The 23525-nt window shown below is 43.4% G+C and carries 18 protein-coding genes and 3 pseudogenes; 2 read left to right on the top strand and 19 right to left on the bottom strand.

The genetic code is table 11. The features are described 5' to 3' along the window. Window positions 1-29: 29 nt before the first annotated feature. From B9Z54_RS24330 to mce, 3 genes and pseudogenes are all read right to left on the bottom strand, one after another. Window positions 30-1151, bottom strand: coding sequence for a tripeptidase T (locus B9Z54_RS24330; RefSeq protein ID WP_113930919.1), 1122 nt, complete (start codon window positions 1149-1151; stop codon window positions 30-32). A 79-nt stretch (window positions 1152-1230) separates the two neighbouring features. After that, complete coding sequence (locus B9Z54_RS24325) at window positions 1231-2778, bottom strand: acyl-CoA carboxylase subunit beta (protein ID WP_113930918.1); 1548 nt, start codon at window positions 2776-2778, stop codon at window positions 1231-1233. Window positions 2779-2784: 6 nt separating this feature from the next. After that, window positions 2785-3197 (bottom strand): annotated as a pseudogene (gene mce / locus B9Z54_RS24320) (methylmalonyl-CoA epimerase). A gap of 175 nt (window positions 3198-3372) precedes the next feature. On the opposite strand from mce, the gene prli42 reads away from it, so the two are divergent. Continuing rightward, the gene (gene prli42 / locus B9Z54_RS26320; RefSeq protein WP_148945853.1) at window positions 3373-3468 is read left to right on the top strand and encodes a stressosome-associated protein Prli42; all 96 of its coding nucleotides are present in this window, start codon (window positions 3373-3375) and stop codon (window positions 3466-3468) included. Window positions 3469-4272: 804 nt separating this feature from the next. Here prli42 and B9Z54_RS24315 read toward each other — a convergent pair. From B9Z54_RS24315 to B9Z54_RS24305, 3 genes are all read right to left on the bottom strand, one after another. Continuing rightward, window positions 4273-4776 carry a L,D-transpeptidase gene (locus B9Z54_RS24315; RefSeq protein ID WP_113930917.1) on the bottom strand — a complete coding sequence of 168 codons (504 nt, stop codon included), beginning with the start codon at window positions 4774-4776 and terminating at the stop codon, window positions 4273-4275. A gap of 32 nt (window positions 4777-4808) precedes the next feature. Beyond that, window positions 4809-5801 carry an aromatic acid exporter family protein gene (locus tag B9Z54_RS24310; protein WP_113930916.1) on the bottom strand — a complete coding sequence of 331 codons (993 nt, stop codon included), beginning with the start codon at window positions 5799-5801 and terminating at the stop codon, window positions 4809-4811. Window positions 5802-5931: 130 nt separating this feature from the next. After that, window positions 5932-6369 (bottom strand): BrxA/BrxB family bacilliredoxin, encoded by a 438-nt coding sequence (locus B9Z54_RS24305; protein WP_113930915.1) that lies wholly within the window; start codon window positions 6367-6369, stop codon window positions 5932-5934. Window positions 6370-6808: 439 nt separating this feature from the next. Between B9Z54_RS24305 and B9Z54_RS24300 the strand changes: the two genes are divergently transcribed. Continuing rightward, the gene (locus tag B9Z54_RS24300) at window positions 6809-7330 is read left to right on the top strand and encodes a cysteine hydrolase family protein (protein ID WP_113930914.1); all 522 of its coding nucleotides are present in this window, start codon (window positions 6809-6811) and stop codon (window positions 7328-7330) included. 334 nt (window positions 7331-7664) lie between these two features. Here the strand turns inward: B9Z54_RS24300 and B9Z54_RS24295 are convergent, their stop codons facing one another. From B9Z54_RS24295 to B9Z54_RS24235, 13 genes and pseudogenes are all read right to left on the bottom strand, one after another. Then, window positions 7665-8870 carry an MFS transporter gene (locus B9Z54_RS24295; protein WP_240190081.1) on the bottom strand — a complete coding sequence of 402 codons (1206 nt, stop codon included), beginning with the start codon at window positions 8868-8870 and terminating at the stop codon, window positions 7665-7667. Further along, window positions 8768-9952, bottom strand: a complete 1185-nt coding sequence (locus tag B9Z54_RS26005; protein ID WP_113930912.1) for an ArsR/SmtB family transcription factor — start codon at window positions 9950-9952, stop codon at window positions 8768-8770. The genes B9Z54_RS24295 and B9Z54_RS26005 overlap by 103 nt, the downstream gene beginning before the upstream one ends. A 272-nt stretch (window positions 9953-10224) precedes the next feature. Beyond that, window positions 10225-11487: a hemolysin family protein gene (locus B9Z54_RS24285; RefSeq protein ID WP_113930911.1), complete on the bottom strand. Its 1263-nt coding sequence runs from the start codon at window positions 11485-11487 to the stop codon at window positions 10225-10227. A gap of 48 nt (window positions 11488-11535) precedes the next feature. Then, the gene (locus B9Z54_RS24280) at window positions 11536-11946 is read right to left on the bottom strand and encodes a MerR family transcriptional regulator (protein WP_113930910.1); all 411 of its coding nucleotides are present in this window, start codon (window positions 11944-11946) and stop codon (window positions 11536-11538) included. Between the two features lie 183 nt (window positions 11947-12129). Further along, window positions 12130-12608, bottom strand: a pseudogene (locus tag B9Z54_RS24275) (DinB family protein). Window positions 12609-12787: 179 nt separating this feature from the next. Continuing rightward, on the bottom strand, window positions 12788-13390 hold the full coding sequence (locus tag B9Z54_RS24270; RefSeq protein WP_113930909.1) for a hypothetical protein: 603 nt from the start codon (window positions 13388-13390) through the stop codon (window positions 12788-12790). 87 nt (window positions 13391-13477) lie between these two features. Continuing rightward, on the bottom strand, window positions 13478-14098 hold the full coding sequence (locus B9Z54_RS24265) for an HAD family hydrolase (protein ID WP_113930908.1): 621 nt from the start codon (window positions 14096-14098) through the stop codon (window positions 13478-13480). Between the two features lie 542 nt (window positions 14099-14640). Then, window positions 14641-15237: an isochorismatase family protein gene (locus B9Z54_RS24260; protein ID WP_397541216.1), complete on the bottom strand. Its 597-nt coding sequence runs from the start codon at window positions 15235-15237 to the stop codon at window positions 14641-14643. 534 nt (window positions 15238-15771) lie between these two features. Next, window positions 15772-16803 (bottom strand): annotated as a pseudogene (gene meaB, locus B9Z54_RS24255) (methylmalonyl Co-A mutase-associated GTPase MeaB); the annotation flags it as partial. Between the two features lie 2 nt (window positions 16804-16805). Beyond that, window positions 16806-18962, bottom strand: coding sequence for a methylmalonyl-CoA mutase (gene scpA / locus B9Z54_RS24250; protein WP_113930905.1), 2157 nt, complete (start codon window positions 18960-18962; stop codon window positions 16806-16808). Continuing rightward, window positions 18952-20712, bottom strand: a complete 1761-nt coding sequence (locus B9Z54_RS24245) for a methylmalonyl-CoA mutase family protein (protein WP_162785355.1) — start codon at window positions 20710-20712, stop codon at window positions 18952-18954. Before B9Z54_RS24245 ends, scpA begins: the two co-directional genes overlap by 11 nt. A 256-nt stretch (window positions 20713-20968) precedes the next feature. Next, the gene (locus B9Z54_RS24240) at window positions 20969-22297 is read right to left on the bottom strand and encodes a dihydrolipoamide acetyltransferase family protein (protein ID WP_113930903.1); all 1329 of its coding nucleotides are present in this window, start codon (window positions 22295-22297) and stop codon (window positions 20969-20971) included. Window positions 22298-22534: 237 nt separating this feature from the next. Beyond that, window positions 22535-23518, bottom strand: a complete 984-nt coding sequence (locus B9Z54_RS24235; protein WP_113930902.1) for an alpha-ketoacid dehydrogenase subunit beta — start codon at window positions 23516-23518, stop codon at window positions 22535-22537. Window positions 23519-23525: the final 7 nt, after the last annotated feature.

Genomic DNA, 23525 nt, shown 5'->3' with positions numbered 1-23525 from the left:
TTGAGAAGCAGGGTCTGCTCTGATTCCTATTATTCGCCTGAAACCTCTTGAACGATCGCAACTACCATTTCAGTCAGTTTGGAAAGTTCTTCAACAGACATTCTTTCGTTTTTCGTATGAATTTCTTCATAACCTACTGCAAGGTTTACTGTCGGTACGCCAAAGCCGGCAATGACATTTGCATCGCTTCCTCCGCCGCTTGTCAGCAACTCACTCGGACGGCCGATCCGCTGTGCGGCTTTGCGGGCAACTTCGACAACGTGATCGCCTTCTCCGAATTTGAATCCAGGGTACATTACCGTCACTTCTACTTCAGCGCTTCCGCCCAATTCACTAGCAGCTGATTCGAATGCTTCTTTCATTTTTGCTACTTGAGCTTCCATTTTTTCCGGAACAAGTGAGCGCGCTTCTGCCAGAATATCCACACGGTCGCAAACAATGTTTGTGGCTCCGCCTCCCTCAAAACGGCCGATGTTAGCTGTCGTTTCTTCGTCGATTCTGCCAAGCGGCATCCTTGAAATTGCTTTTGATGCCATAGTGATAGCCGATGCACCTTTTTCAGGAGCAACCCCCGCATGAGCAGTTTTTCCATTGATGATTGCCTTCACTTTAGCCTGTGTTGGTGCAGCAACGATGATGTTGCCGACTTTTCCGTCACTATCCAAGGCAAAGCCGTAATTTGCTTTCACTAAAGAAGAATCAAGTGCCTTTGCGCCAACCAGTCCGGATTCTTCACCAACTGTAATGATGAACTGGATTGTACCGTGAGAGATGTTCTGCTCTTTCAACACACGAACCATTTCCAGCATTGCCGCAAGTCCGGCTTTGTCGTCCGCCCCGAGAATCGTCGTACCATCTGAGTACACATATCCATCCTTTACAGAAGGCTTGACGCCTACAGCCGGAACCACTGTATCCATATGGGAAGTGAAGTAGATGGCATCTGCTCCCTCCTTAGTTCCATGAAGAGTGCAGACCAGGTTTCCTGCTCCATGCCCTGTCTGTTCCATTGTGTCATCTTCAAAAACATCCACCCCGAGGTCCTCGAATTTTTTCGTGAGGACTTTGGCGATTTCCGCTTCATATTTTGTTTCAGAATCGATTTGTACCAGTTCTAAAAATTCATTCAGTAAACGTTCATGATTAATCATACTTTTACCTCCAGTTATGTAGTCACTAGATAAGTATAGCTTTTATAGTGAAGGTCTACAAATGTTAGAAATCCTGGCTTTATAACGGGATATTGCCATGCTTCTTCTTCGGGCGTTCTTCCTTTTTATTTCGCATCATTTCAAGGCCCTGAATCAGCTTAATTCTCGTTTCCCGGGGATCGATGACATCATCAACCATTCCCCTTGCCGCAGCGACATAGGGATTTGCAAATTTTTCGCGGTATTCTTCGATCTTCTGCTCCCTGACGGCTTCAGGGTCTTCACTTTTTTGAATCTCTCTTGCAAAGATGATGTTCGCTGCCCCTTGTGGTCCCATAACCGCAATTTCTGCATTCGGCCAGGAGAAGACAAGGTCAGCTCCAATCGATTTACTATTCAATGCTACATAGGCTCCTCCGTATGCTTTTCGAAGGATGACAGTCATTTTTGGAACCGTCGCTTCAGAGTACGCATACAGGATTTTGGCGCCGTGTCGGATGATCCCGCCGTGTTCCTGCTTGATTCCGGGAAAGAATCCTGTAACGTCTTCAAACGTGATCAGCGGAATATTAAAGCTGTCACAAAAACGGATAAAACGGGAGGCTTTGTCAGAAGAATCAATATCAAGTCCTCCTGCCATCACTTTTGGCTGGTTGCAGACGAGCCCCACTACTTCCCCTTTGATACGGGCAAGGCCTACGACAATGTTTTTGGCAAATTCCCTTTGCACTTCCATGAAAGAACCCTCATCCACTACCTGCCCGATGACCTTCCTGACATCATAGGGGCGAATGGCATCGAAAGGAATAAGATCTGTCAGATCAGGACGGTAGTCGTCTTCCTCATCGGCCGTTAACATAGGAGGCTTTTCTTCGTTGTTCTGCGGAAGATAAGACAGGAGATCCCTGACTGAATGAAGAACTTCCTCTTCAGATTCACCCCTGAAGTGGGCATTCCCGCTGATTGTATTATGTACCTTCGCGCCGCCGAGATCTTCAGAGCTGATCTTTTCTCCCGTCACGGTTTCAATCACCTTTGGCCCCGTGATGAACATCTGGCTTGTTTTATCCACCATGAAGACAAAATCAGTGATAGCCGGGGAATATACAGCTCCGCCTGCGCATGGTCCCATGATGACTGAAATCTGGGGAATCACCCCTGAATAGATCGAATTTCTGTAGAAGATATGGCCATATCCATCCAGAGACACGACTCCTTCTTGAATACGTGCTCCGCCGGAATCATTCAGCCCGATGAACGGTGCTCCATTTTTAACAGCCAAATCCATTACATTAGCAATTTTCTTCGCATGCATTTCACCAAGTGCACCGCCGAACACGGTAAAGTCCTGGGAGAATAAGTAGATCGGCCTCCCGTTCACTTTTCCGTAGCCGGTTACCACTCCATCTCCAGGGCCCTTCATCCCATCGAGACCGAAGTCTGTACTTCTATGTTCAATGAACGGATTAAGTTCGACAAATGAGCCTTCGTCCACTAGGATGTCAATTCGCTCCCTTGCCGTCAGCTTCCCTTTGTCATGCTGTTTTTCAATTCTTTCATCTCCTCCGCCAAGTTGAACTTCTCTGCGGCGGTCATATAATTCATTGATTTTTTCATAGATATCCATTCTTTCCTACTCCCCCTTGATGTTGGTCTTGTCGCAAAGTTCGTATAAAACGCCGTGAGCCGACTTTGGATGCAAGAATGCTACCTCCGCACCTCCTGCACCAGGCTTAGGCTGTTCGTGGATCATCCTGACCCCTTTTTCCTGCAGTTCGTGGATTCTCTCCTGGATACCGGCAACGCCAAATGCCACATGATGGATGCCTTCTCCTTTTTTGAAAGGAAAGAGGCGATGGCGCTCGATTCGTCCAGTGGTTCCAGCAGCTCCAGTTTTATATTTCCTCCATCTATAAAAGCTACCTTCACTTTTTCAGATTGAACTTCTTCGATTTCAAGTAGAGAAAGCCCCAATGTTTCTGTATAAAAAGGCAATGCTTTCTCAATAGATTTGACAGCTATCCCAATATGATCGACTTTTTCCATGAATATCTCTCCTTCATTAAGAAGCTTAACATGTAATAAATTCGATAAAATAATTCAAATTCCTTCAAAAAACCCAAATTTCCGAAAGCGGTTTCTTCTCAAACAGGGGTTGTCAATCTGCACAAGTGAGGATAAAATAAGGGAGAAATAGATTTTCACTGCGGGAGTTGAAAAAATGAACAATAAAAAACTTCAAAAAACAGTTGTTTATGTAATGTTATTCGCTATGATCACTTCAACTATCATGATGGGACTTTCCATGTTCTTATAAAAATACTAAAAAGAGGTGTTTCCCTTATGGGGATGCACCTCTTTTTCTTAGGCTGCTTTCCGAAAAATTGTGGCTAGGGAAAAGTAATGGATTTCCACTCCAGCCGTACGACTCCGCGTGGCGGGCGTTGCTCCTTCGCTGGGCAGGCCTGTATAAAAAAGTGGAAGCACCGTGGTCAGTCCGAAAAGGCAAATATTCCGCTCCAATACCTCTATGTATAGGGGATGAAATTAAATCAAAACTGCCAGTGTGGATTGGTGGTTTGCTCTGCGGCTTGAAGTTCTTACAGGCCTCGGCCTAAAAGGCCCACTGAATGATTTCATCAGCAATTTATCCCCAATGAAAAATTTTAAGAAATAAGGGGGGAAATTCCGCTTATTTGTTAAAAAGATGTGAAATTTGTCCCATTTAGCTGTGCTTAAGCGGAAAAATTCCGCTTATATACCCCATATAGAATGCATTTTCGCAGCTTAACCGGAAAAATTCCGCTTATTTTAAATTATTTATGTCCTTCACACAAACCGCCTGCTTGATTGGTAAGAAGTGTTAGGAAAACCTGCTTATCCCTCATGAAGGGAGATTTTCTCTACCTCGTTGTAAGCTCGCTGCCCCCTACGCACAGCCAGGGGTTCTCAGGACATTGAAATAACAGTCTAAAGCAACAGTTATTTTTAAAAAACAATAAGATAGAATTTTTATTGGTTTTCGGGAAAATCTTATACAGAATTCTCCCTCAGATACTAAGGTTTTTCTTTCTGGACTGGAAAGCAGCTCTTTTCTTCTTGCTTACCACAACATTTCTCCTCACCTCATCGCACCATTTTCCCTGCCCAGCTCTTCAAAGGATTTTCCGCTTTTGACTATCAGGACTTTTGTACCGGAAGGCACTTTGTCAAAGAGAGTCTCCACATCGGCATTATTAAGCCGGATACAGCCGTTTGAGATGTATTTGCCGATGCTGTCAGGACGGTTGGTCCCGTGGATTCCGTATATCCTGCCGTCCGTTCCTTCAGCATCGAAGCCCATCCACCGGGTTCCGAGCGGGTTTTCAGCATCTCCGCCTGGTATATCCAATTTTCGATAGTAGGGATTTTTTGCTTTTACAATAATGGTGAAGAGTCCCTGAGGTGTCGGTTCATCCGTCTTGCCTGTTGCAGCACTGTACTGTTCAACGATCCTCTCCCCTTGTATATACGCAATCTCATTCGTTTGTTTATTGATAATCAAAAACGGATCACCCGGCAGCGGATTTTTGCCCAGCGGCCAAATAGGAGAAACAATAAGTAAAATAGAAAGAAGCAAACGCAATTCCTTCTCACCCTCTCAAGGCTTAGTAGGAATTAGTTTGCTTCTTGTGTGTTAATCTCATTCTCTTTGTTATGGCGGATTCCTTTAAAGGAACTTTTGATCAGGAGATAATCTTCCATTTCTTTTAAGAACTGATAAAGAGCTGCTCTTGCTTCGAACTCATCCCTTGTTTGGGGAAGCTCCATTTCTTCGAATTTGACCCTCATATCATAAAGCTTTTTTAAATATAATAACGCCGTATTTCCAGGATGGATGTGTTCACTCAATTCTTCCATGAAGTCAGCTACCATTTTAGACTGCTCCACTTTAAGGGAGATGGAAGTCACAAGAGGAAGAAGCCGCTGCAGGATATTAAATTGCTTTTCTCTCATCTTAAAGTATAGATAATAGAGATTTTCATGGCGAAGAAAATGGTTTTCCACATCTTTAAAAGCCAGCGTCTTGGCTTCATTAATCAGATCTTCTACCTCAGTGATTTCCTTGCCCGCCCAGCCCTTGTCTTCATTGGTTCTTAAATATCGGACAATTTCAGTGAAGATCCGGTGAAAATTATCTTCGACCTGTTCCTGGTAGGCAATCAGCTTGCTTTCAACACTAGGCATATAAAGATTTGCCAGAAGAGCAACCCCGATTCCAATGGCAATGATGCCAAGTTCATTCAAAATCAAATCTGTTGTGACATTTTGAGCTGAATAAACATGAAGGATGATGACACTGCTTGTGACAATCCCTTGAGTGATTTTCAGCATAACTGTAGTAGGAATAAAGAATAAAAGCAGCAGTCCAATAACAACCGGATGATACATAATCAATTCAAACAGAATGGAGGCAAAAACTATTGCCAGTATACAAGCCAGGAACCTGCTCCAGGCTGCTTTCAAGGACTTTTTCTTCGTATCTTGTATGCATAAAATGGTCAGGATCCCTGCCGAAGCAAAGTTCTCGAGGCCAAACCATTGGGCAATCAAGATAGCAACCGCTGTACCAACAGCAGTCTTGGCTGTACGATAACCTATTCGAAACATAATTGGCAGCTCCTGTACTAATTTACTTTTCTTATGTAGTGTTGCCCATTTACCTTCTCTTTAAAGGATCTTCCATTTGAGGAGGAAGATTGAAAAAGAAAAAGAGTGACAGAATCACTCTTTTTTAAGCTTATACTTCTTCGCAATACTCGTCGAAATAGCCCTGAAGCTTATTTACAACCGACATAGGGTCATGCCCTTCAATTTCATGGCGCTCAACCATTGTCAAAATCTCTCCATCTTTCAGCAGCGCGAAAGAAGGGGAGGATGGAGGGTATCCCGTGAAGTAGCTGCGTGCTTTCGCAGTTGCTTCTTTATCCTGGCCGGCAAAAACAGTTACCAGGTTATCAGGGCGTTTATCATAATGTACAGCATGTGCCGCTGCCGGACGGGCAATACCGCCGGCACAACCGCATACAGAATTGATCATAACAAGAGTTGTACCTTTTTGGGAAAGCGTCTCTTCCACTTCCTCGGCAGAAGTCAGCTGTTTATATCCTGAAATCTCCATCTCTTGACGCGCCTGACGGACAACGTCATTCATGAATAAATCGAAATCCATTTCCATGTGTTGCACTCTCCTTTTTGCTAAAGTAGCATCTTTTATAAAATGCTAATCATACAGTATCTATATCATATCAATTTTACCTGTCCCTTATCAATCAAATAATCTTTTTTATTCCCTTCATTCTGCCTTCAATAAAACTTGGAGAATTTATCCTAAAAAAATTAAAAGATAGGTTTATTAACCTGCATGCCGGGTACTATAAAAATACATCTAGATCCATACCCCTAAACTCCCTAGATGGTGGATAGCTCATACAGGAGCTATCCTCTTTTTTTTGCCTGCTTCCACTTTCTCAATTCACCTTCAAATTTTACTCATCTTCCACCCCATTACCATTAACGTTAAAGTATAATAGTAAGAAACAACGGGATAGACAACAGCCAATAGCGTAATGATTACTCCCAGCTTAAAGTTTAAACTGTAAATCAGGAGGAATAAGATGAAGACAGCATTACTAATCATAGATGTTCAAAACGCTATGTTTACAATGGAGCCACCTGTTCATAAAGGAAATGAATTACTTGAAAATATCCAAAAAATGATTTCCTATGCGAGAGATAGAAATATCTATCTCATATTCGTTCAACATTCCGGCCCGAATAACAGTCCCCTAGAGAAAAATACAGAGGGTTGGGACCTTTATGACACTTTATCGCCCCAAGCAGAGGATATTATCATACATAAGAAAACGCCTGACAGCTTTTACGAAACCAGCCTGCAGGAATACTTGAGTCAACTGAAAATTGAGCACCTGATCGTAACCGGTATCCAGACTGAAGCCTGTGTCGATACAGCCTGCAGAATTGGGTTCAGTCTTGGCTACAAGATGACCTTGGTTAAGGATGCTCATTCGACTTTCCATAAGGAAACCCTTTCAGCCTCTTCTATCATTGAGCATCATAACGAGGTTTTGCGCTGGTTTGCCGGTACAGTATCGACTGAAGAACTTATATCTTCTTAAGGAGCCTTTTAGGAGGCTCTTTTAGTACACTTTGTTATTAAGAATTTTTTAAGAGAGCATCCTATTGCATGGGGAATATCCTGGTAAGCAGAATTGAAAAAGTTGTTCTCCATTTTAGAGAGAGAACAACTTAGTATCCTTTGGATTTTTCCGAAAGCAAAAGTATGTGTAAAAACAGCCTTTAAAAAGCTGTTTTTGCAAGATTGTGGCTGTTTTAAAAGTTATGGATTCCACTCCTTCTACCTACAGACCTTAAGCCCTTCTATCCGAAGGGCAGGTCCCGCTAAGCAAAAGCGGCCACAGTAACAGCCTCTCTACCACATTAATCCAGACATTAGTTAATGGCTTTAAGTGATGGCGCCAAGTAAATGAATGAAGACAGGGCTGCTATCAAACCGCCAATGACAATAGCATGACCGGTTCCAAACGTTTCAGCTATCACCCCGGCTGTCAATGCTGCCAGGGGCATCAACAGCCAGGTCATGAACCGGCTTGTCGCTCCAACACGCCCCAGCAATTGCTCCGGACTTAAGATTTGGCGGATCGTCACGATGCAGGTGCTCATAATGGCTGCCGAAATTGTCCCGATTGCGTTCATCACTGCCAGAAGAACAAATGAGTCGGCCAGTCCAAATCCGATGATCGAAACTCCTCCAATCGTTCCTCCTGTAAAAAGAATCATCCTGTATGTAAAAGCCTTCTTGATGAAGTTCGTCAGCAAAGCACCCGCAATGGCTGCACCGCCTCCAATTGACAAGAGGTATCCGATTTCGGCGGAACTGAAACCTGCTGACAACTTAAGGTGGACCACCAGCATGGTAATAAAAAGCGTGGTTCCAAAAACCGAAAAGAGCATGGCCAGATTGGTATAAAGAATCGGCTTTTCCTTAATTACAAACACAAAGCCTTCTTTTAACTCAGCCAGCCATCCGCTTCCCTTCTCAAGCTTTTCATGAGTAATATTCAAGCTCAACACAACCAAGAATCCCATCGCAAACGATAAACTGTTGATCAGCAAACCAACCCCTGGATTAAATATGCTGATCAAAATGCCGCCGAGCCCGGGGGCAATGAAAACAGCTGTTTGAAAAATCCCTGTATTGATGGAATTCACCAGCTGCAGATCATTTTTCCGCACCAGCTTTGGAACGGATGCAAATTGAGAAGTATTATAGAGTTGAGTCAAAATCCCCATCACGAGTGCTGCAAGGTAGATTTCCCAGATATAAAGATTGTCCAGCAAATAAAGAATTCCCATTATCCCGCTTATTATGAACCTCCCCGCATCACAGAAAAGCAGGATCCTTTTTCTATTCAGTTTGTCAGCAAAAACACCCGCAAGCGGCTGTAATAGAATCGGCAGCCTTTCAAGCGCAGCCACGATTCCCATGCTCAACGGAGAGCCGGTAATAGCCAGCACGATGAGCGGCAGAGCGATCATGTAAATTTGATCTCCAAAGAATGACACCAGGTTTCCCCCGATAAACCTAAACACCTGATAATTCTTTTTAAATTGGGGCTGTTCCTCCTCGATTGGCACCTTGCTAATTGACTCTTCCATTCCGTCTCCCCCTGCCCGTTACTTTTTAAAAAATTTTTAAGTTCTTCTCCCGCTGAATGAAGAATTTGCTCGTTTATATAGTATTTCGATGCACTGTCGGATACAAGACGGGCCGATTTCAATAGCTTCAAGTGATGATGGACAGTCGTTTTTCCCATTCCCATTATCTCGGTCAGTTCTTGAAGGGTTCTCTCTTTTTCGCTGATCAGTTTCAGGATTTTCAAACGGTTAGCATCTCCCAATGCTTTATACCGTTGAACGAGCATTTTATCGGGAACATATTGGCTGTCTGGTGAAAGACTTTCATTCGCTACAGGATAATATATAACCTTGGTGCCTTCCAGGTCAGCCTCAACATTCCATGGACGATAAAAATAGTGAGGAATCAATAAAACAGTGAACACACTTGGTTCCGGCCTATATTTAATGCCATCCGTTGCCCACTCGACAAAATGCTCCGGTTCCATCTTCTCACTCATGTTACGCTTCGCTTCCATATCTCTTCGAAGAATCGCCTCCAAGGTACCTTCCCGGGGCTTTATCACAGAGTCATACCAGCCCCTCAAAACTGTAATCAAATGGTGTTTTAACTCTTCCGCCTCTACTGTAAAAATGAACTCTAAATAGGCCGGAATAAATGAGTTCTCCCTAGTTTCATCCTGCAGCATCTCCAACGCTTCCCTAGAGCCTTGTAAAAGCTGTGAAACTGCTGGGTTCAGGTTTTTCCCTAAGTAAGGAATGGCAGCCCCCTTGAGCTCTTCCTCAGATAAATCTCTGACATAGGAGGCAAAAGAGGCCAAGTCTTGAAAGTCCTCCTGATGAAGCAACTGAAGAAGTGTTTTCCAGGTGTTGTTTTCTTTGACATATGTAAGCTGGTCATTTAGTTTCCTGGAGAAGGACGTGCTTATCCCGTTCAGTTCTTCCTTGGAAAAATCAAGCGTTTCAACCAGAGATTCATTGGTGATTGCCGCAATCCCCAGTGCGGCCTCCCACAAAAGGGAAGATTTCAGCTCAATCCTGTATGTTTCTCTTTTCCTGCTTCCTATAGAATAAATATCCATTCTAAAACCTCCTTTTTTACATTCTATAATAATAGAATGTAAAATTCAATAAAAATAGAACGTAAATTAGGTGATAATTTAAAGGCTAGTATGAGCAATAACGCGTCAAATGAATATGATGCGTTCAATATTCAGGGAAGCTACACAAGTTAATCATAAAAAAATCCTCCGTCTGAGTTGGCATTAGAAGTCTTTAACTCATATCCGAAAGAGATTTTTTTCTTCAACAAAAAAAGACGTCAGGATGTGCCTGACGTCTTTGATGATTCTATTTATTCAGCTGCTGCCTCTTCTGAGACTTCCACTTTAATGGTCCTAATTCTTCGGTTATCAACTTCTTCAACTGTGATCTTCACATTTTCGTAGTCAAAGCTTTCACCCTCAGAAGGGATATCCTCAAAACTTTCCACAACCCATCCTCCTATCGTATGGTAGGAGCTTTCCGGTTCTGGCAGATCTAATAAATCTGTGAATTCGTCCAATTGAAACTGGGAATCAAATTTGTAAACATTTTCGCTGACTTTCGTCATGGAATGGAATTTCTCATCTTGTTCATCCCAAATCTCCCCGACAATTTCTTCAAGAATGTCCTCAAGGGTGATCAATCCGGTTGTTCCTCCGAATTCATCCACCACAATTGCCATATGGACCTTATCTTTTTGCAATTTAGATAGCAGGGTAGAAATCTTGGCAGATTCAAACACAAACATCGGTTCTCGGATTAATTCTCTAACGTTCACTTCCCCATATTTTAACAAATGGGTAAAGAACTCTTTCTCCGAAAGGATACCGATGACATTATCTATGTGGTCTTCATAAATGGGAATACGGGAAAAACGCTCTTCAAAAAAGATCTCCTTGATTTCCTCAACAGACTGGTTCACTTCTGCTGCCATGACGTCAATTCTCGGTGTCAAAACTTCAGATACCATGATATCATCAAAATCCATTGACCGGTGAATCAATTCCCTTTCCTCTTTATCAATTACGCCTTCTTCCTCACTTATATCAAGCATCACTTTTAACTCTTCCTCAGTGACTGATGGCATAGAAGCGTTTTTGGAAAAAACCTTAGATACCCATTCCTTTAATTTGATAAAGAAGAAATTAACCGGAGTTAGAATTTTTATTAAAAGATATAGAATTCCAGATATTTGCAAAGAGTACGTTTCAGCATTCTCTTTAGCCAATGATTTAGGCAGTATCTCTCCAAAGATCAGGATTAATATAGTCATGCCAAATGTACTGATGATCAATCCGGTGTTTCCTCCAAAAAGATCGGTTGCAAGTTTAGCTGAAATGCTTGCTGCTGCTATATTTACAATATTATTTCCAACCAGGATTGTGGATAAGGCACGATCAAAGTTATCAGCAATGTAGAGGGCCTTCCTGCTGCCTCTGGCGCCTTCACTTTCATAATTCCTTAACCTGATTTTATTCACACTTGAATACGCAGTTTCTGCAGAGGAGAAAAAGGCAGAAAGCAAAATTAAAACACCTAGCAAAATCAATGAATACAGTGGTATATCGTCCAAAAAAACGTCACGCTCCTAAAATATTTTCATCTATTATATTTAAACTAATCAAACAGAAAGCATCACCAGCGATTGCAGCAATGCTACTGCTTGAGGGGAAACTTTGTTCAAAACCTTCTTTTTATCTTCTTCATTAAGAGAATTCACAAAATGGAGGATGTCATTTATTTCACCATTGAGATGATCCATCTCAATTTTGATATGGTTGACCTGTTCCTCAACAACTCTATAATCTATATTATCTGTTTTCTTTAATAACAATCTCTGTTTTATTTCGGCCAGTGTCATATGATTTTGCTGGCAGTGTTCAATCATCTTTAAGTTCTCAAGGGCGTTGAGGTCGTAATACCGGTAGTTATTGGCCGATCTCGTACATTCCAGAAGCCCCATTCTCGTGTAGTAATCAATCGTGCGCCTGGATACTTCACAGACTTTAGCCAGTTCACCTATCTTATACAACTTCCCAAATAAATCACCTCAGCGTAAGTATACTCGCTTTCTCTTAAACTGTACAGTTCTGCGTAATGGTTTTCTTCACTGTTTATGAATTTCAACAGTTATCTTCCCACAAACATGTGCATTCTAAAGGGATGAGTTTTTAAAAAACTTTCTATTTATAATGTATTTCTGTTTAACAAAAATTTATGATCCGTTCTTCAAAATCCCAAGATATTCCTTCCAGGGACCAACCTCTTCCCGGTATCCTTCCGCCAGTATCCTGGAAATCTGTGCAATGTGAGTCAAATCATGAACTACCCAGGTGGAAAGCAAATCCCTGGCTTTTACTACTCCAAAGGCAGGGTGAAGTCCGGTGCGGTCTAAATCTGCTTCAGGCATTACCAGCTCTTTCATCTTAAGATTTTCTCCCTCCTCTTTTGGAGCTCCTCTAACTTTTGCTTCAGCGGCACACTTTGTACGTTATTTAAATGGGCGAAACGATCAAACGGAGGAAAAACTGTCTTCTCCCCTTCCTCCAGAATCGTCTCCAGCCTCGGAATCCAGTTGTAATTTTCACATTCAATAAGATGGTCGGCCGCCTGTATAGCATTCCAGGTTCCTTCCCCTTCGTCAGAAACCAGCCATTTGTCCGATAATCCGAACACCAAACTATGCAGAGTCAGTGGAGTTCTTCTATATTAAAGTTCATTCTTCTGACTCCATTCGTACTGCTAGTCTATAACGATTTCTTCTTAATAATCGAAGTTGGGTTTCGAATTTCATATTCTACAATCAAAAAGTTTATGAGAATGCATAAAGAAAGAGGCCGCTTGTTTTCTGATGGCCTCTATTCTGTCAATAATTATCTAAAGGACTCAGCCACAGCAAGGAGTTCAGAGCTGCCAATCATTTTATCAGATCCGCCCTTTTCATACGAAACTGTGACTGAAACATCTTCTTCCTGCCATGAAAGAATGCTGGAAAATCTTGTTTCATGGTAATTCCCAACTGTTCCATTGACCTTCAACGCTTCTATTTCCACTGAAGTTTCCCTTATCGATTCCGGCAGGTCTTCGTCCGTCTGATCAACGAACCTGGCACCTGGTGTATAACTGAGATGAAGAACCTGCTCTTCCTTTCCTTCTATCTTAATCCAGTAAGGGGCTGGAGAATGAGCTTCCATTCCTGCATTTTCAACTAGTGAAATTTCTGTCATCACAAAGGGAATGATTTCAGGAAATTTCAACTCAGCGGGCAGCTCCAGCTGATCCCGGTCCGTCTTGTAAAAACCAGAGGGAACAGAATCTCCATTTTCTGTTTCAATTAATCCTAGATTAGCTGCACCAAAAAACACAAACAAAGAGAGACAGGCAGCTATGAAGACACCTGACAATGTTTTCGCAAACCAAAATTTTCTTTTGCCTGATCTTATAGAAGCGCTCTCTTGAAGTTTATAGTTTTTCATCTTCTTGGTCCCCTTCTAATTGGTCTTTCTAATTGGAAGATTCCCAAATGGAAAAAGTTTCATTATTTTGAATATTTTATTTGAATTTTATCCAAACAACTCGATTAGATCTTCAAACTTTTCTATGGAAAAATCATACTCCTTTGCTTCCCCAAATCCATAATGAGCATAAACAAAGGGAATGCCTGCATATTTTGCCCCCTGCAGGTCTCCTTCAGTATCGCCAACATAAACAGGGCTGGAAAGATTGTTCCTTTCCATGATCAACTTAATATTTTCTCCTTTGGAAAGCCCCGTGCGGCCCGGATTCTCATAATCCACAAAAAACTTTTCAAGCCCATGGTATTTATAAAACGCTTCTATGTATCCATCCTGGCAGTTGCTGACAATGAATAATTTGTATTTATTTGAAAGTACCTCAAGAACTTTTTCGATATTTTCATATAAGTCCCCGCCTTGATTTCCCAAATATTCACTTTCAAGGTCACAGCACTCTTTCAGAAGAGTCTTCCGTTCCACTGCAGACAATGCAGGAAAAAGCCGCTCTCCAATTTCCTCGATTTGCAGCCCCATTGTAAAGCTGAATTCCTCCCTGTTGAACTCCCTTTCTACTTGAGGGTGTTCCTTGGTTATGCTGTTCCATGCAGTGAGGACTGTATCCATAGAGTCCCACAAAGTTCCATCCAAATCAAAAATAATGCTGTCCATGCAATTCGTCTCCTTTATGTGTTTTCTCTACCTACTAATTCTTTATTTGCAGGCAAATACCTTCAAAAAGACGAGCTTCTTTTAGTTACGCACTTTTCGCAAAGATTGTGGCTATTAAGAAGTAATGGATTTCCGCTCCAGACGCACGACTCCGCGGGGCGGGCGGTGAGCCTCCTCGGCTGCGCCTGCGGGGTCTCACCTGTCCCGCTAGTCCCGCAGGAGGTCGTACGCCTTCCGCTCCAATCCTCCTACGTAAAGTGGGATTAAAGATTCTCCCCCTAATACCAAAGTTTTCTTTCGAAAAGGGGAAGCAGCTCTTTTCTTCTTGCTGAACAGAATATTTCCTATTAATAATTTCGTTGCCTTACAAAGTTCCTATAAAATAGTAACAAAGTTTACGAAAAAAACCTTTAGGTGTGGCGGGAGGAATACCCGGAACCGCCAAGAAATTGGTTCAGGCAGAATCGCTGACAGGGGTTCTATAGAACATAACACTTCTCATGCTTATAAATCAGCGGTGTGGGGAAAGGATCTTCTCCTTCCTACCTGCTACTGTAAGGTAACTGGTGTAACTGATTAAGTGTTTCATCTGTGGTAATAATAGTGGCAAATTCTTTGTGAAGCATCGCTAGCTCAGCCTCTTGGATAGACTCTGCTGAATGTTTTTTACCATTGGCATCAGTGACTTCAAATGCCGCTATGGCATCAGATACCAGATAGGTCTGATAGCCAAAGTTGCCGCTCATTCGGGTTGATGTGGAAACACAATGCTGCGTGGATAAGCCAGTTATCATGACTGATTTTATTTCATGCTGATCAAGGTAGGATTGGAGATCTGTTCCAATAAAAGCGCTATTGAAATTTTTCGGAAAGATTTTTTCTCCTGCTGCCGGCTGAATAATTTCTTTGAATTCAGTGCCGACCGGGTCTCGATGGTAAAGAGGTGAATCGGGCTGCAAGGATAAATGTTTAGAGTAGAGCACCGTGCCGCTTCTTTTTCTCCATTCAGTCAGCAGCTTTGCCATATTTTGTTCAGCTTGCGGGTTATTTCGTTGTCCCCAGCTGGGATCATCAAAACCCTTTTGTACATCCAAAATCAATAATGCGGGAAGATTGATTATTTTTTTCATTTCGTTCATTCTCCTGTCTGCTCCAGCTCAGTATAGTTTCTGCAGACTTAACCTAACCTGGAAGATAGAATCCGATACATATTGATCGAAGGCTGTTTTACATAAATACATGCTTTCTGAGTGATTAGCTATTTTCTTACTTACCAGGATGTGTCAGGGAATTATGGCGTTACCCCACCAAGTTCATATGTAAAGGCAAATTTTACGAAAAGAACCTTTTTCAAAGAGTTAAGTTGTTGAAAATTCTGATTGTCCAGTGGGACGACTCGAAGGGCTGGCAGTCAAGTATAATCGGAAGCGCCGTTCAGCGACGAAAAGATTTTAGGGCTGCCGTATGAAATAATAGAAATAACGATGACGAAAATAGCTTAGTCAATAAAAATGCCGGCTCGGTCAAACAAGGACCGCCGCCAGTACTAATTAGTAGAAGAGAAACTTTCCCCAAGATTTCTTAAGATGTATCCATGAACTAATTTACTCTTAACAAAATAACAATGGCAGCCTGACCAGATCCGGAAAGATCTAAAGACAGGCTGCCTGGTGTCATTTTTTATAGAGCTCCATTAACGTTTCTACCGCTTGGGAGGCAGTCTTGCTCCCAGAGATTACTTCTGCTTCAATGTCCGGAAAGCTGCTTCTTATATCAGGGTCATGAAAAAAGCTGTTCAGGACCCTGTCAGATATCATGGAATGAAGCCATTCTTTTGTTTGTGATTTCCTTCGAACGGAGAACACTCCGCTCTCCTTTGTTTCAGTTTGGAAATCTGAGATGGTTTGCCAGATGTCGCCAATACCTTTCCCGTGCAGCGCCGAACAGGTAACGGCCTGGGTTTCCCACCCTTTTGTCGCGGGCTGCAGGAAATGCAGGATCCCTTTATATTCTCTTCTCGTTTTCTCAGCTGCCGGCAGATTGTCTCCATCCGCTTTGTTGACAACAATCAAATCGGCAAGCTCCATGATCCCTTTTTTCATGCCTTGAAGTTCATCTCCCGCTCCTGTAATGACGAGCAGCATGAAAAAATCGACCATCCCTCTGACAATGACCTCGCTTTGCCCTACCCCTACTGTCTCTACCAATATGACATCATAGCCTGCCGCTTCACATAGAAGCATCGTTTCACGGGTCTTCCGGTGTACACCGCCCAGTACCCCTCCTGAAGGAGATGGCCGGACAAAAGCATTCGGGTTTCGAGACAGATTCTCCATCCTTGTTTTGTCACCGAGGATGCTGCCTCCCGTTACGGTAGAGCTGGGATCCACCGCCAGCACTGCTACCTTATATCCCTGTTCACAAAGCGATTCACCGAAGGTCTCGATAAAAGTGCTTTTCCCTGCGCCGGGGACGCCTGTAATGCCAATTCTGATGCTCTTTCCTGTATATGGAGTCAAATCCTTGAGCAGCTCCTGGCCGCGCTGAAAATGTTCCTGTGAATTGCTTTCAATCAGTGTGATCGCTTTTGCAAGATCCCGCCTGTTTCCTGATCTGACTCCTTGTGTCAGTTCCTCAATTGGTTGATGGGCCTGTGGTTTTTTCTGAATCTCTTTGTCTTCTTTCCCTGATTGAAGGAATCCGGCATTTACTCTGTCACTTCCTCATAACCGAGTTTGCGGTAGATTTCCTCTATCACTTTTTGTGCAGCAACCGGGATGACTGTTCCCGGGCCGAAAATAGCTGCAGCTCCATTTTCCATAAGGAAGCTGTAATCCTTTGGTGGAATAACGCCGCCGATGACGATGATGATATCTTCCCTTCCCAGCTTCGCAAGCTCTTTCTTAAGAGCAGGGAGCAGTGTTTTATGGCCGGCTGCCAGGGAGCTGACCCCTATGACATGGACATCGTTCTCCACCGCTTGCAGTGCTGTCTCTTCAGGTGTCTGAAAAAGAGGTCCGATATCCACATCGAAGCCGAGGTCGGCAAATGCGGTGGCAATTACTTTAGCACCGCGGTCATGGCCGTCCTGTCCCATCTTGGCAATCATGATCCTTGGCCGGCGCCCTTCATCCTCACTGAATTCTTCCGCCATTCTTTTCACCCTGTTGATTTCATCTTCATTTGAAAAATTGGAACTGTAGACACCGCTTATAGAGCGGATCACTGCTTTATGACGACCTGACGCATTTTCGATCGCATCCGATATCTCTCCAAGAGTAGCGCGTTCCCTGGCGGCTGACACTGCAAATTCAAGAAGGTTGCCCTCTCCTGTTTTTGCAGCGTTTGCCAGTGCCTCCAATGCCGCTTTCACCTTGCTGTCGTCACGCTGGGACCTTAATCTCTCCAGCCTTTCAATTTGCTTGCGGCGAACCTCGGTGTTATCGATATCCAGTACATCCAGGTCATCCTCTTTATCCAGGCGGTATTTGTTCACACCTATGATGACTTCTTTTCCGGAATCAATCTTTGCCTGTCTTTCAGCAGCTGCTTCTTCTATCCTCATTTTAGGCAAGCCTGTCTCAATCGCTTTTGTCATGCCGCCCAATTCTTCGATTTCTTCAATATGATTCCATGCTTTATCCATCAGCTGTTCTGTAAGACTTTCAACATAGTAGGATCCCGCCCATGGGTCAATGACATCTGTTATGCCGGTCTCTTCCTGCAGATATAATTGTGTATTTCTTGCAATCCTTGCTGAAAAATCGGTCGGCAGGGCAATGGCTTCATCCAGCGCATTGGTATGAAGGGACTGCGTATGGCCCATGGCAGCAGCATGCGCTTCAATCAATGTTCTGATAACATTGTTATACGGATCCTGTTCTGTCAAGCTCCACCCAGATGTTTGAGAATGTGTCCTCAGCGCCATTGACTTAGGGTTCTGAGGTTCAAACGTCTTCATCATGCTTGCCCAAATCCTTCTGGCTGCCCTCATTTTTGCCACTTCCATAAAGTAGTTCATGCCGATACCCCAGAAAAATGAAAGTCTTGGCGCAAATTTATCAATCGGGATGCCTGCCTTAAGGCCTGTCCTTACATATTCAAGGCCGTCTGCCAGTGTATAGGCGAGTTCAATGTCCGCCGGTGCTCCCGCTTCCTGCATATGATACCCCGATATGCTGATGCTGTTGAATCTCGGCATATTTTTGGACGTATATTCGAATATATCCGCTATGATTTTCATCGACATCTCAGGCGGATAGATATAAGTATTGCGCACCATATACTCTTTTAAAATATCATTCTGTATAGTTCCAGACAGTTTTTCCGGAGAAACCCCCTGCTCTTCAGCTGTCACGATATAGAAGGCAAGAATCGGCAATACGGCACCATTCATAGTCATCGATACAGACATTTGATCAAGCGGAATCCCATCAAACAGGACCTTCATATCCAAAATGGAATCGATGGCCACACCAGCCTTGCCAACATCGCCGACAACACGGGGATGGTCTGAATCGTACCCGCGGTGAGTCGCAAGGTCAAAGGCAACCGATAATCCCTTCTGGCCCATAGCAAGGTTGCGGCGGTAAAACGCATTACTTTCTTCCGCAGTAGAAAAGCCTGCGTACTGCCGCACTGTCCACGGCCGGTTCACATACATCGTCGGATAAGGCCCCCTTGTAAATGGAGCAATTCCGGGCATGTCGTCACCATGAGAGATATCTTTTGTATCTTGTTCTGTGTAAAAAGGCTTTACATTGATTTTTTCATTGGTCTCAAAGACTGAATCCGAACCTTGGTGACCGGCAGCATGGTTTGTTGACTTTATGTCTATCTTTTGAAAATCCGGCTTACTTTGCATTTGAAGTCCCCTCCCATCTGCCTAATAGAGCATCTAATTTCTCTACCATGTTCTGGCCGCTGTAAATGTACCCGTCCAATCCGGCAGCCTTTAAATCTGCCATTACTTCATTATTGAGTCTTCCAGCTAAATCTATCTTCCGCCCCTTGGAATTATCAGAATCCAAGATATCCTTTGCCATGGCTTCATACTCTTCATCTCGTCCGCATATCACAAAGTAATCTGCTTTGGATTCTTCAATAAATGTAACCGCATCGTTAACCGTCATGCACTCACCGCTCTGAAGAACACCTATACCACCAGCAGCAAGGAAACCGCTCACAAAGTCAGCCCTCGGTTTGTGCTGCTTGATCTTTCCGAGAAGGATCAAGCCGGCGAGAGGTTTGTCTTTTAATCTCAAAGCTCTCTCGCGAAGATTTTCAAAGTCAGCAGACAGGCGCTGCCGCTTTATTCCCTGTAATTGCTCCTTTTGCTCTGGTGACAAGATTCCTTCAGTGGATTCCTCAAGATTGGAAAAGATATTTGTTCCGATCAAATTTTGTTTTCTGACAGCAACGTCCTTCTGCCTTTTTTCGAAGATCTGTGTTATTTCATTCTGAAACTGCCCATTCCTCAATACATTTAGCAGTCCGCCGACTCCATCTATTTCCTGGAACTTTTTCCAAGAGTGTTCTGCCAAAGTATTCGTCAAGGATTCAATGTAATATGAACCGCCTGCCGGGTCGCTCACTTTGTTCAGATGGGATTCCTGGCTAAGAATCAATTGGGTGTTACGGGCGATTCTCTCAGAAAATGGAGTCGTAGTTCCTGACACTTCATCAAACGGTGCTGTGTGAATGAAGTCTGCACCGCCAATTACCGCTGAAAAGGTCTCATTCCCGGCGCGCAGCATATTGACATAAGAATCCAGCTTAGACTTAGTGAACCCGGAAGTTTCGGCACTTATGATAGCCCCTGTATCGCTTATTTCATACGCTCCGGCAACAGTCTTCCAAAGAGTCCTGAAAGCACGCAGCTTGCTTACTTCTGTAAAAAAATTGCTGCCTATGGAGAAATTAAAGACCAACTTTCCTGCAGCCTGTTCTGCTGACCATCCCTCTGTTTTCAATCTCTCTATCACAGCGACTGCTGCAGCGAGTGCATAGACCAATTCGTGAATGGCATTGGCTCCCGCTTCATTTAATGAGGAAGTATCCACAATAATGGTTCTTAATTCAGGAGTGCTATCCTTTAAATATGTAATGTTTTCTATCCAGGAGTTCACCACGGAAGAAGATTCATCGACCACCATCTCAGGAATGGGATCTCCGCCAAATACACCTGTCAGTTCAGAATATCCGTCTTTTAGCAAGCTGAAGCCCTCTGAAGATAGTGAGGTAATATGTAATAACGGTGCTTTTTCTTTGATGGCCAAGGTGAAAATCTTTTCCATGACATCTTTGGTGAGCTCTCCGCTGCGGTCAGCAAAAGAAACGGTATCCTGGCCTCTTGTTAATGAGGTTTGAAGCAGTTCGGGCAGACTCTTTATGTCTTCTGCTGTGATTCTCTGTGCTACCTTCCAGTCTCTATTGGAAGAATTGCGGCTGGAGCTTCGCTTTCCGTGTATATCATCTTTTGTATACAGCGGCTTTAACGTAATGCCCTCATATGCTTCCTTGTATAATTGCTCTATTGGCTTTCCCTTAAGGGATTCTTCGGCCTTAACCTGCCAGTCTTGGAGACTCACTTGTTCAAATGAAGTTTTTTTCATATTATATATGTCCATATATTCGCTTAACGCTTCCCCCTCCCGATTGATTGTAATCGGTTTCATAAAACCAGTAAATTATTCAAAATTTTTTCACTAATGCTATTTTAGTATATAAAAAATAGGCCCGCACTTCAATAATAGCGACTAAACTTTAGAAAATGCGCTTCACTGCTTTAAAGTACTAAGAGGGACTGGCCCTTTTCTTGCTAAGCAATTTAAAAAACCGGTTTGCGCTGGGCAAACCGGTTTTCTTCTATTAATAGATGGATGTATTTTCTTTAGAAATGTTTTCGATGATTTCTTTCACGCGCTGCAAGAAGCGTCCACATACTAATCCGTCCAGAACACGGTGATCAAGTGACATACAAAGGTTACCCATGTCTCTTACAGCAATCATGCCATTGTCCATTACGACAGGGCGCTTAACAATGGATTCTACCTGCAGGATGGCCGCTTGAGGGTAGTTGATGATTCCCATTGATTGAACGGAACCGAATGAACCTGTGTTGTTCACTGTAAAAGTTCCACCTTGCATATCTTCTGATTTCAGCTTGCCGCTTCTGACTTTTCCGGCAAGTTCAGTGATTTCGCGGGCAATGCCTTTGATTGTTTTTTCATCAGCATTCTTGATGACCGGAACAAAGAGTGCATCATCTGTCGCCACGGCGATTGAGATATTGATGTCTTTCTTCTGGATGATTTTGTCCCCTGCCCACATTGAGTTGATCATTGGGAATTCTTTAAGAGCCTGCGCTACTGCTTTTACAAAGAACGCAAAGAAAGTAAGGTTGTATCCTTCACGCTGTTTGAATTCACCTTTGATCTTGCTGCGGTATTCCACAAGGTTTGTAGCATCTATTTCCATCATAGTCCACGCATGGGGAGCTTCATGTTTGCTGCGCAGCATGTTGGAAGCGATCGCTTTTCTGATTCCTGTAACCGGGATTTCAATATCGCCAGGCATAACAGGTACATTCGAAGCTGCAGCTGGTTTTGAAGGTGCTGCAGCAGCCGGCGCCGGTGCCTCCTCAACAGGAGCTTGCTTAGGCTCTTCTTTAGCCGGTGCAGAAGCTTTTGCATCGCCAGGTTTAGGAATATTTCCTGAGTCAATCAGCTTTTGAAGGTCTTTACGAGTGATTCTTCCTTCTTTGCCGCTGCCTTCGACTTGTTCAAGATCGATGTCATGCTCTTGTGACAATCTTAAGACCGCTGGCGAAAAGCGTACTTTCCCTTGGCCTTTTTCAGCTTTCTTTACTGGTTTCTTAGCTTCTGTCTTTTCTTCCTGAGGAGCAGAATCACTAACAGGATCTTGTTGGGCTGGAGCTTCTTCAGCTGAACCGCCGCCCTCCACTTCGATGGAGCAGATGAATTCGCCTACTTCCAATGTGTCTCCTTCTTCAGCGATCAACTCTTTAATTGTTCCTGTAAAAGAAGACGGCACTTCCGCATTCACTTTATCTGTATTGACTTCAGCAATTGGATCATACTTATTGACGTGGTCTCCAGGACTTACAAGCCATTTGCTGATTGTACCTTCTGTAACACTTTCCCCGAGCTGAGGCATTTTCATTTTTTCAATACCCAAAGAGGAACCCTCCTTAACTGCATTTTGGTTTAGTAGCTTTTATTAAAAGGCTTTTTCACATAAATTGCTGCTTTCGGAAAAATCCCAAAAGCCCGATTTTTCCCCGGATACTCAGATACTCTCTCTATTCAGAATGAGCAGCTCTTTTCTATCTTTCTTACCAGGATATCCCAGGTGAATTATGGTGTAATCACTTAATTCATGTGAAAAAGCAACATAGTTTACGAAAAGAGCCTATTAAAATTCCGCAAGCTCACGCATCGCTTTTTCAACTTTATCAGGATTCACCATGAAGTATTTCTCCATTGTCGGTGAATATGGCATAGCAGGAACATCAGGGCCGGCAAGACGCATGATAGGAGCATCGAGGTCAAACAGGCAGTTTTCGGAAATGATAGCCGCTACTTCACCCATAATGCTTCCTTCTTTGTTATCCTCTGTAAGAAGAAGTACTTTACCTGTTTTAGAAGCTGCTTCGATGATCGCCTCTTTATCCAATGGATATATGGTTCTAAGGTCAAGGATCTCTGCTTCGATGCCGTCTTCAGCAAGTCTTTCTGCAGCCTGCAAAGCGAAATGGACACATAGTCCGTAAGTGATGACAGTCAAGTCTTCCCCTTTACGCTTAACATCTGCTTTCCCGATAGGAAGAACGTAGTCATCATCAGGAACTTCACCTTTGATCAATCGGTAAGCACGCTTGTGCTCAAAGAACATAACAGGATCTTCATCACGAATGGCTGCTTTTAGCAGCCCTTTCACATCATAAGGTGTAGAAGGCATGACTATTTTCAGCCCAGGCTGGTTAGCGAATACTGCTTCAACCGACTGAGAGTGATAAAGTGCTCCATGGACACCGCCGCCATAAGGGGCACGAATAACCATTGGACAGCTCCAGTCATTATTAGAACGGTAACGGATACGAGAAGCTTCAGAAATAATCTGATTTACTGCAGGCATGATGAAGTCAGCGAACTGCATTTCTGCTATCGGACGCATGCCGTACATAGCCGCACCGATCCCAACACCAGCGATGGCAGATTCGGCAAGCGGCGTATCCAGGACACGGTCCTCGCCAAATTGATCATAAAGGCCTCTAGTTGCGCCAAACACTCCGCCTTTCTTACCGACGTCTTCACCAAGAACAAATACTTTTTCGTCTCTTTCCATTTCTTCACGGATTGCCTTTGTAACTGCATCAATATAAGAAATTACTGCCATGAATTAT

The sequence above is a fragment of the Bacillus sp. P14.5 genome (assembly GCF_003316765.1).
GTDB lineage: Bacteria > Bacillota > Bacilli > Bacillales > Bacillaceae_B > Rossellomorea.
The sequence above is the reverse complement of the archived record's forward strand: the minus strand, read 5'-3'. Positions and strand labels throughout refer to the sequence as shown.

Bases quoted from the DNA above. Each gene is read 5' to 3' on its own strand.
- B9Z54_RS24330 (WP_113930919.1), bottom strand. From the start codon at position 1,151: ATGATTAATCATGAACGTTTACTGAATGAATTTTTAGAACTGGTACAA.
- B9Z54_RS24325 (WP_113930918.1), bottom strand. From the start codon at position 2,778: ATGGATATCTATGAAAAAATCAATGAATTATATGACCGCCGCAGAGAA.
- prli42 (WP_148945853.1), top strand. From the start codon at position 3,373: ATGAACAATAAAAAACTTCAAAAAACAGTTGTTTATGTAATGTTATTC.
- B9Z54_RS24310 (WP_113930916.1), bottom strand. From the start codon at position 5,801: ATGTTTCGAATAGGTTATCGTACAGCCAAGACTGCTGTTGGTACAGCG.
- B9Z54_RS24305 (WP_113930915.1), bottom strand. From the start codon at position 6,369: ATGGAAATGGATTTCGATTTATTCATGAATGACGTTGTCCGTCAGGCG.
- B9Z54_RS24300 (WP_113930914.1), top strand. From the start codon at position 6,809: ATGAAGACAGCATTACTAATCATAGATGTTCAAAACGCTATGTTTACA.
- B9Z54_RS26005 (WP_113930912.1), bottom strand. From the start codon at position 9,952: ATGGATATTTATTCTATAGGAAGCAGGAAAAGAGAAACATACAGGATT.
- B9Z54_RS24270 (WP_113930909.1), bottom strand. From the start codon at position 13,390: ATGAAAAACTATAAACTTCAAGAGAGCGCTTCTATAAGATCAGGCAAA.
- B9Z54_RS24265 (WP_113930908.1), bottom strand. From the start codon at position 14,098: ATGGACAGCATTATTTTTGATTTGGATGGAACTTTGTGGGACTCTATG.
- B9Z54_RS24260 (WP_397541216.1), bottom strand. From the start codon at position 15,237: ATGAACGAAATGAAAAAAATAATCAATCTTCCCGCATTATTGATTTTG.
- scpA (WP_113930905.1), bottom strand. From the start codon at position 18,962: ATGCAAAGTAAGCCGGATTTTCAAAAGATAGACATAAAGTCAACAAAC.
- B9Z54_RS24245 (WP_162785355.1), bottom strand. From the start codon at position 20,712: ATGAAAAAAACTTCATTTGAACAAGTGAGTCTCCAAGACTGGCAGGTT.
- B9Z54_RS24235 (WP_113930902.1), bottom strand. From the start codon at position 23,518: ATGGCAGTAATTTCTTATATTGATGCAGTTACAAAGGCAATCCGTGAA.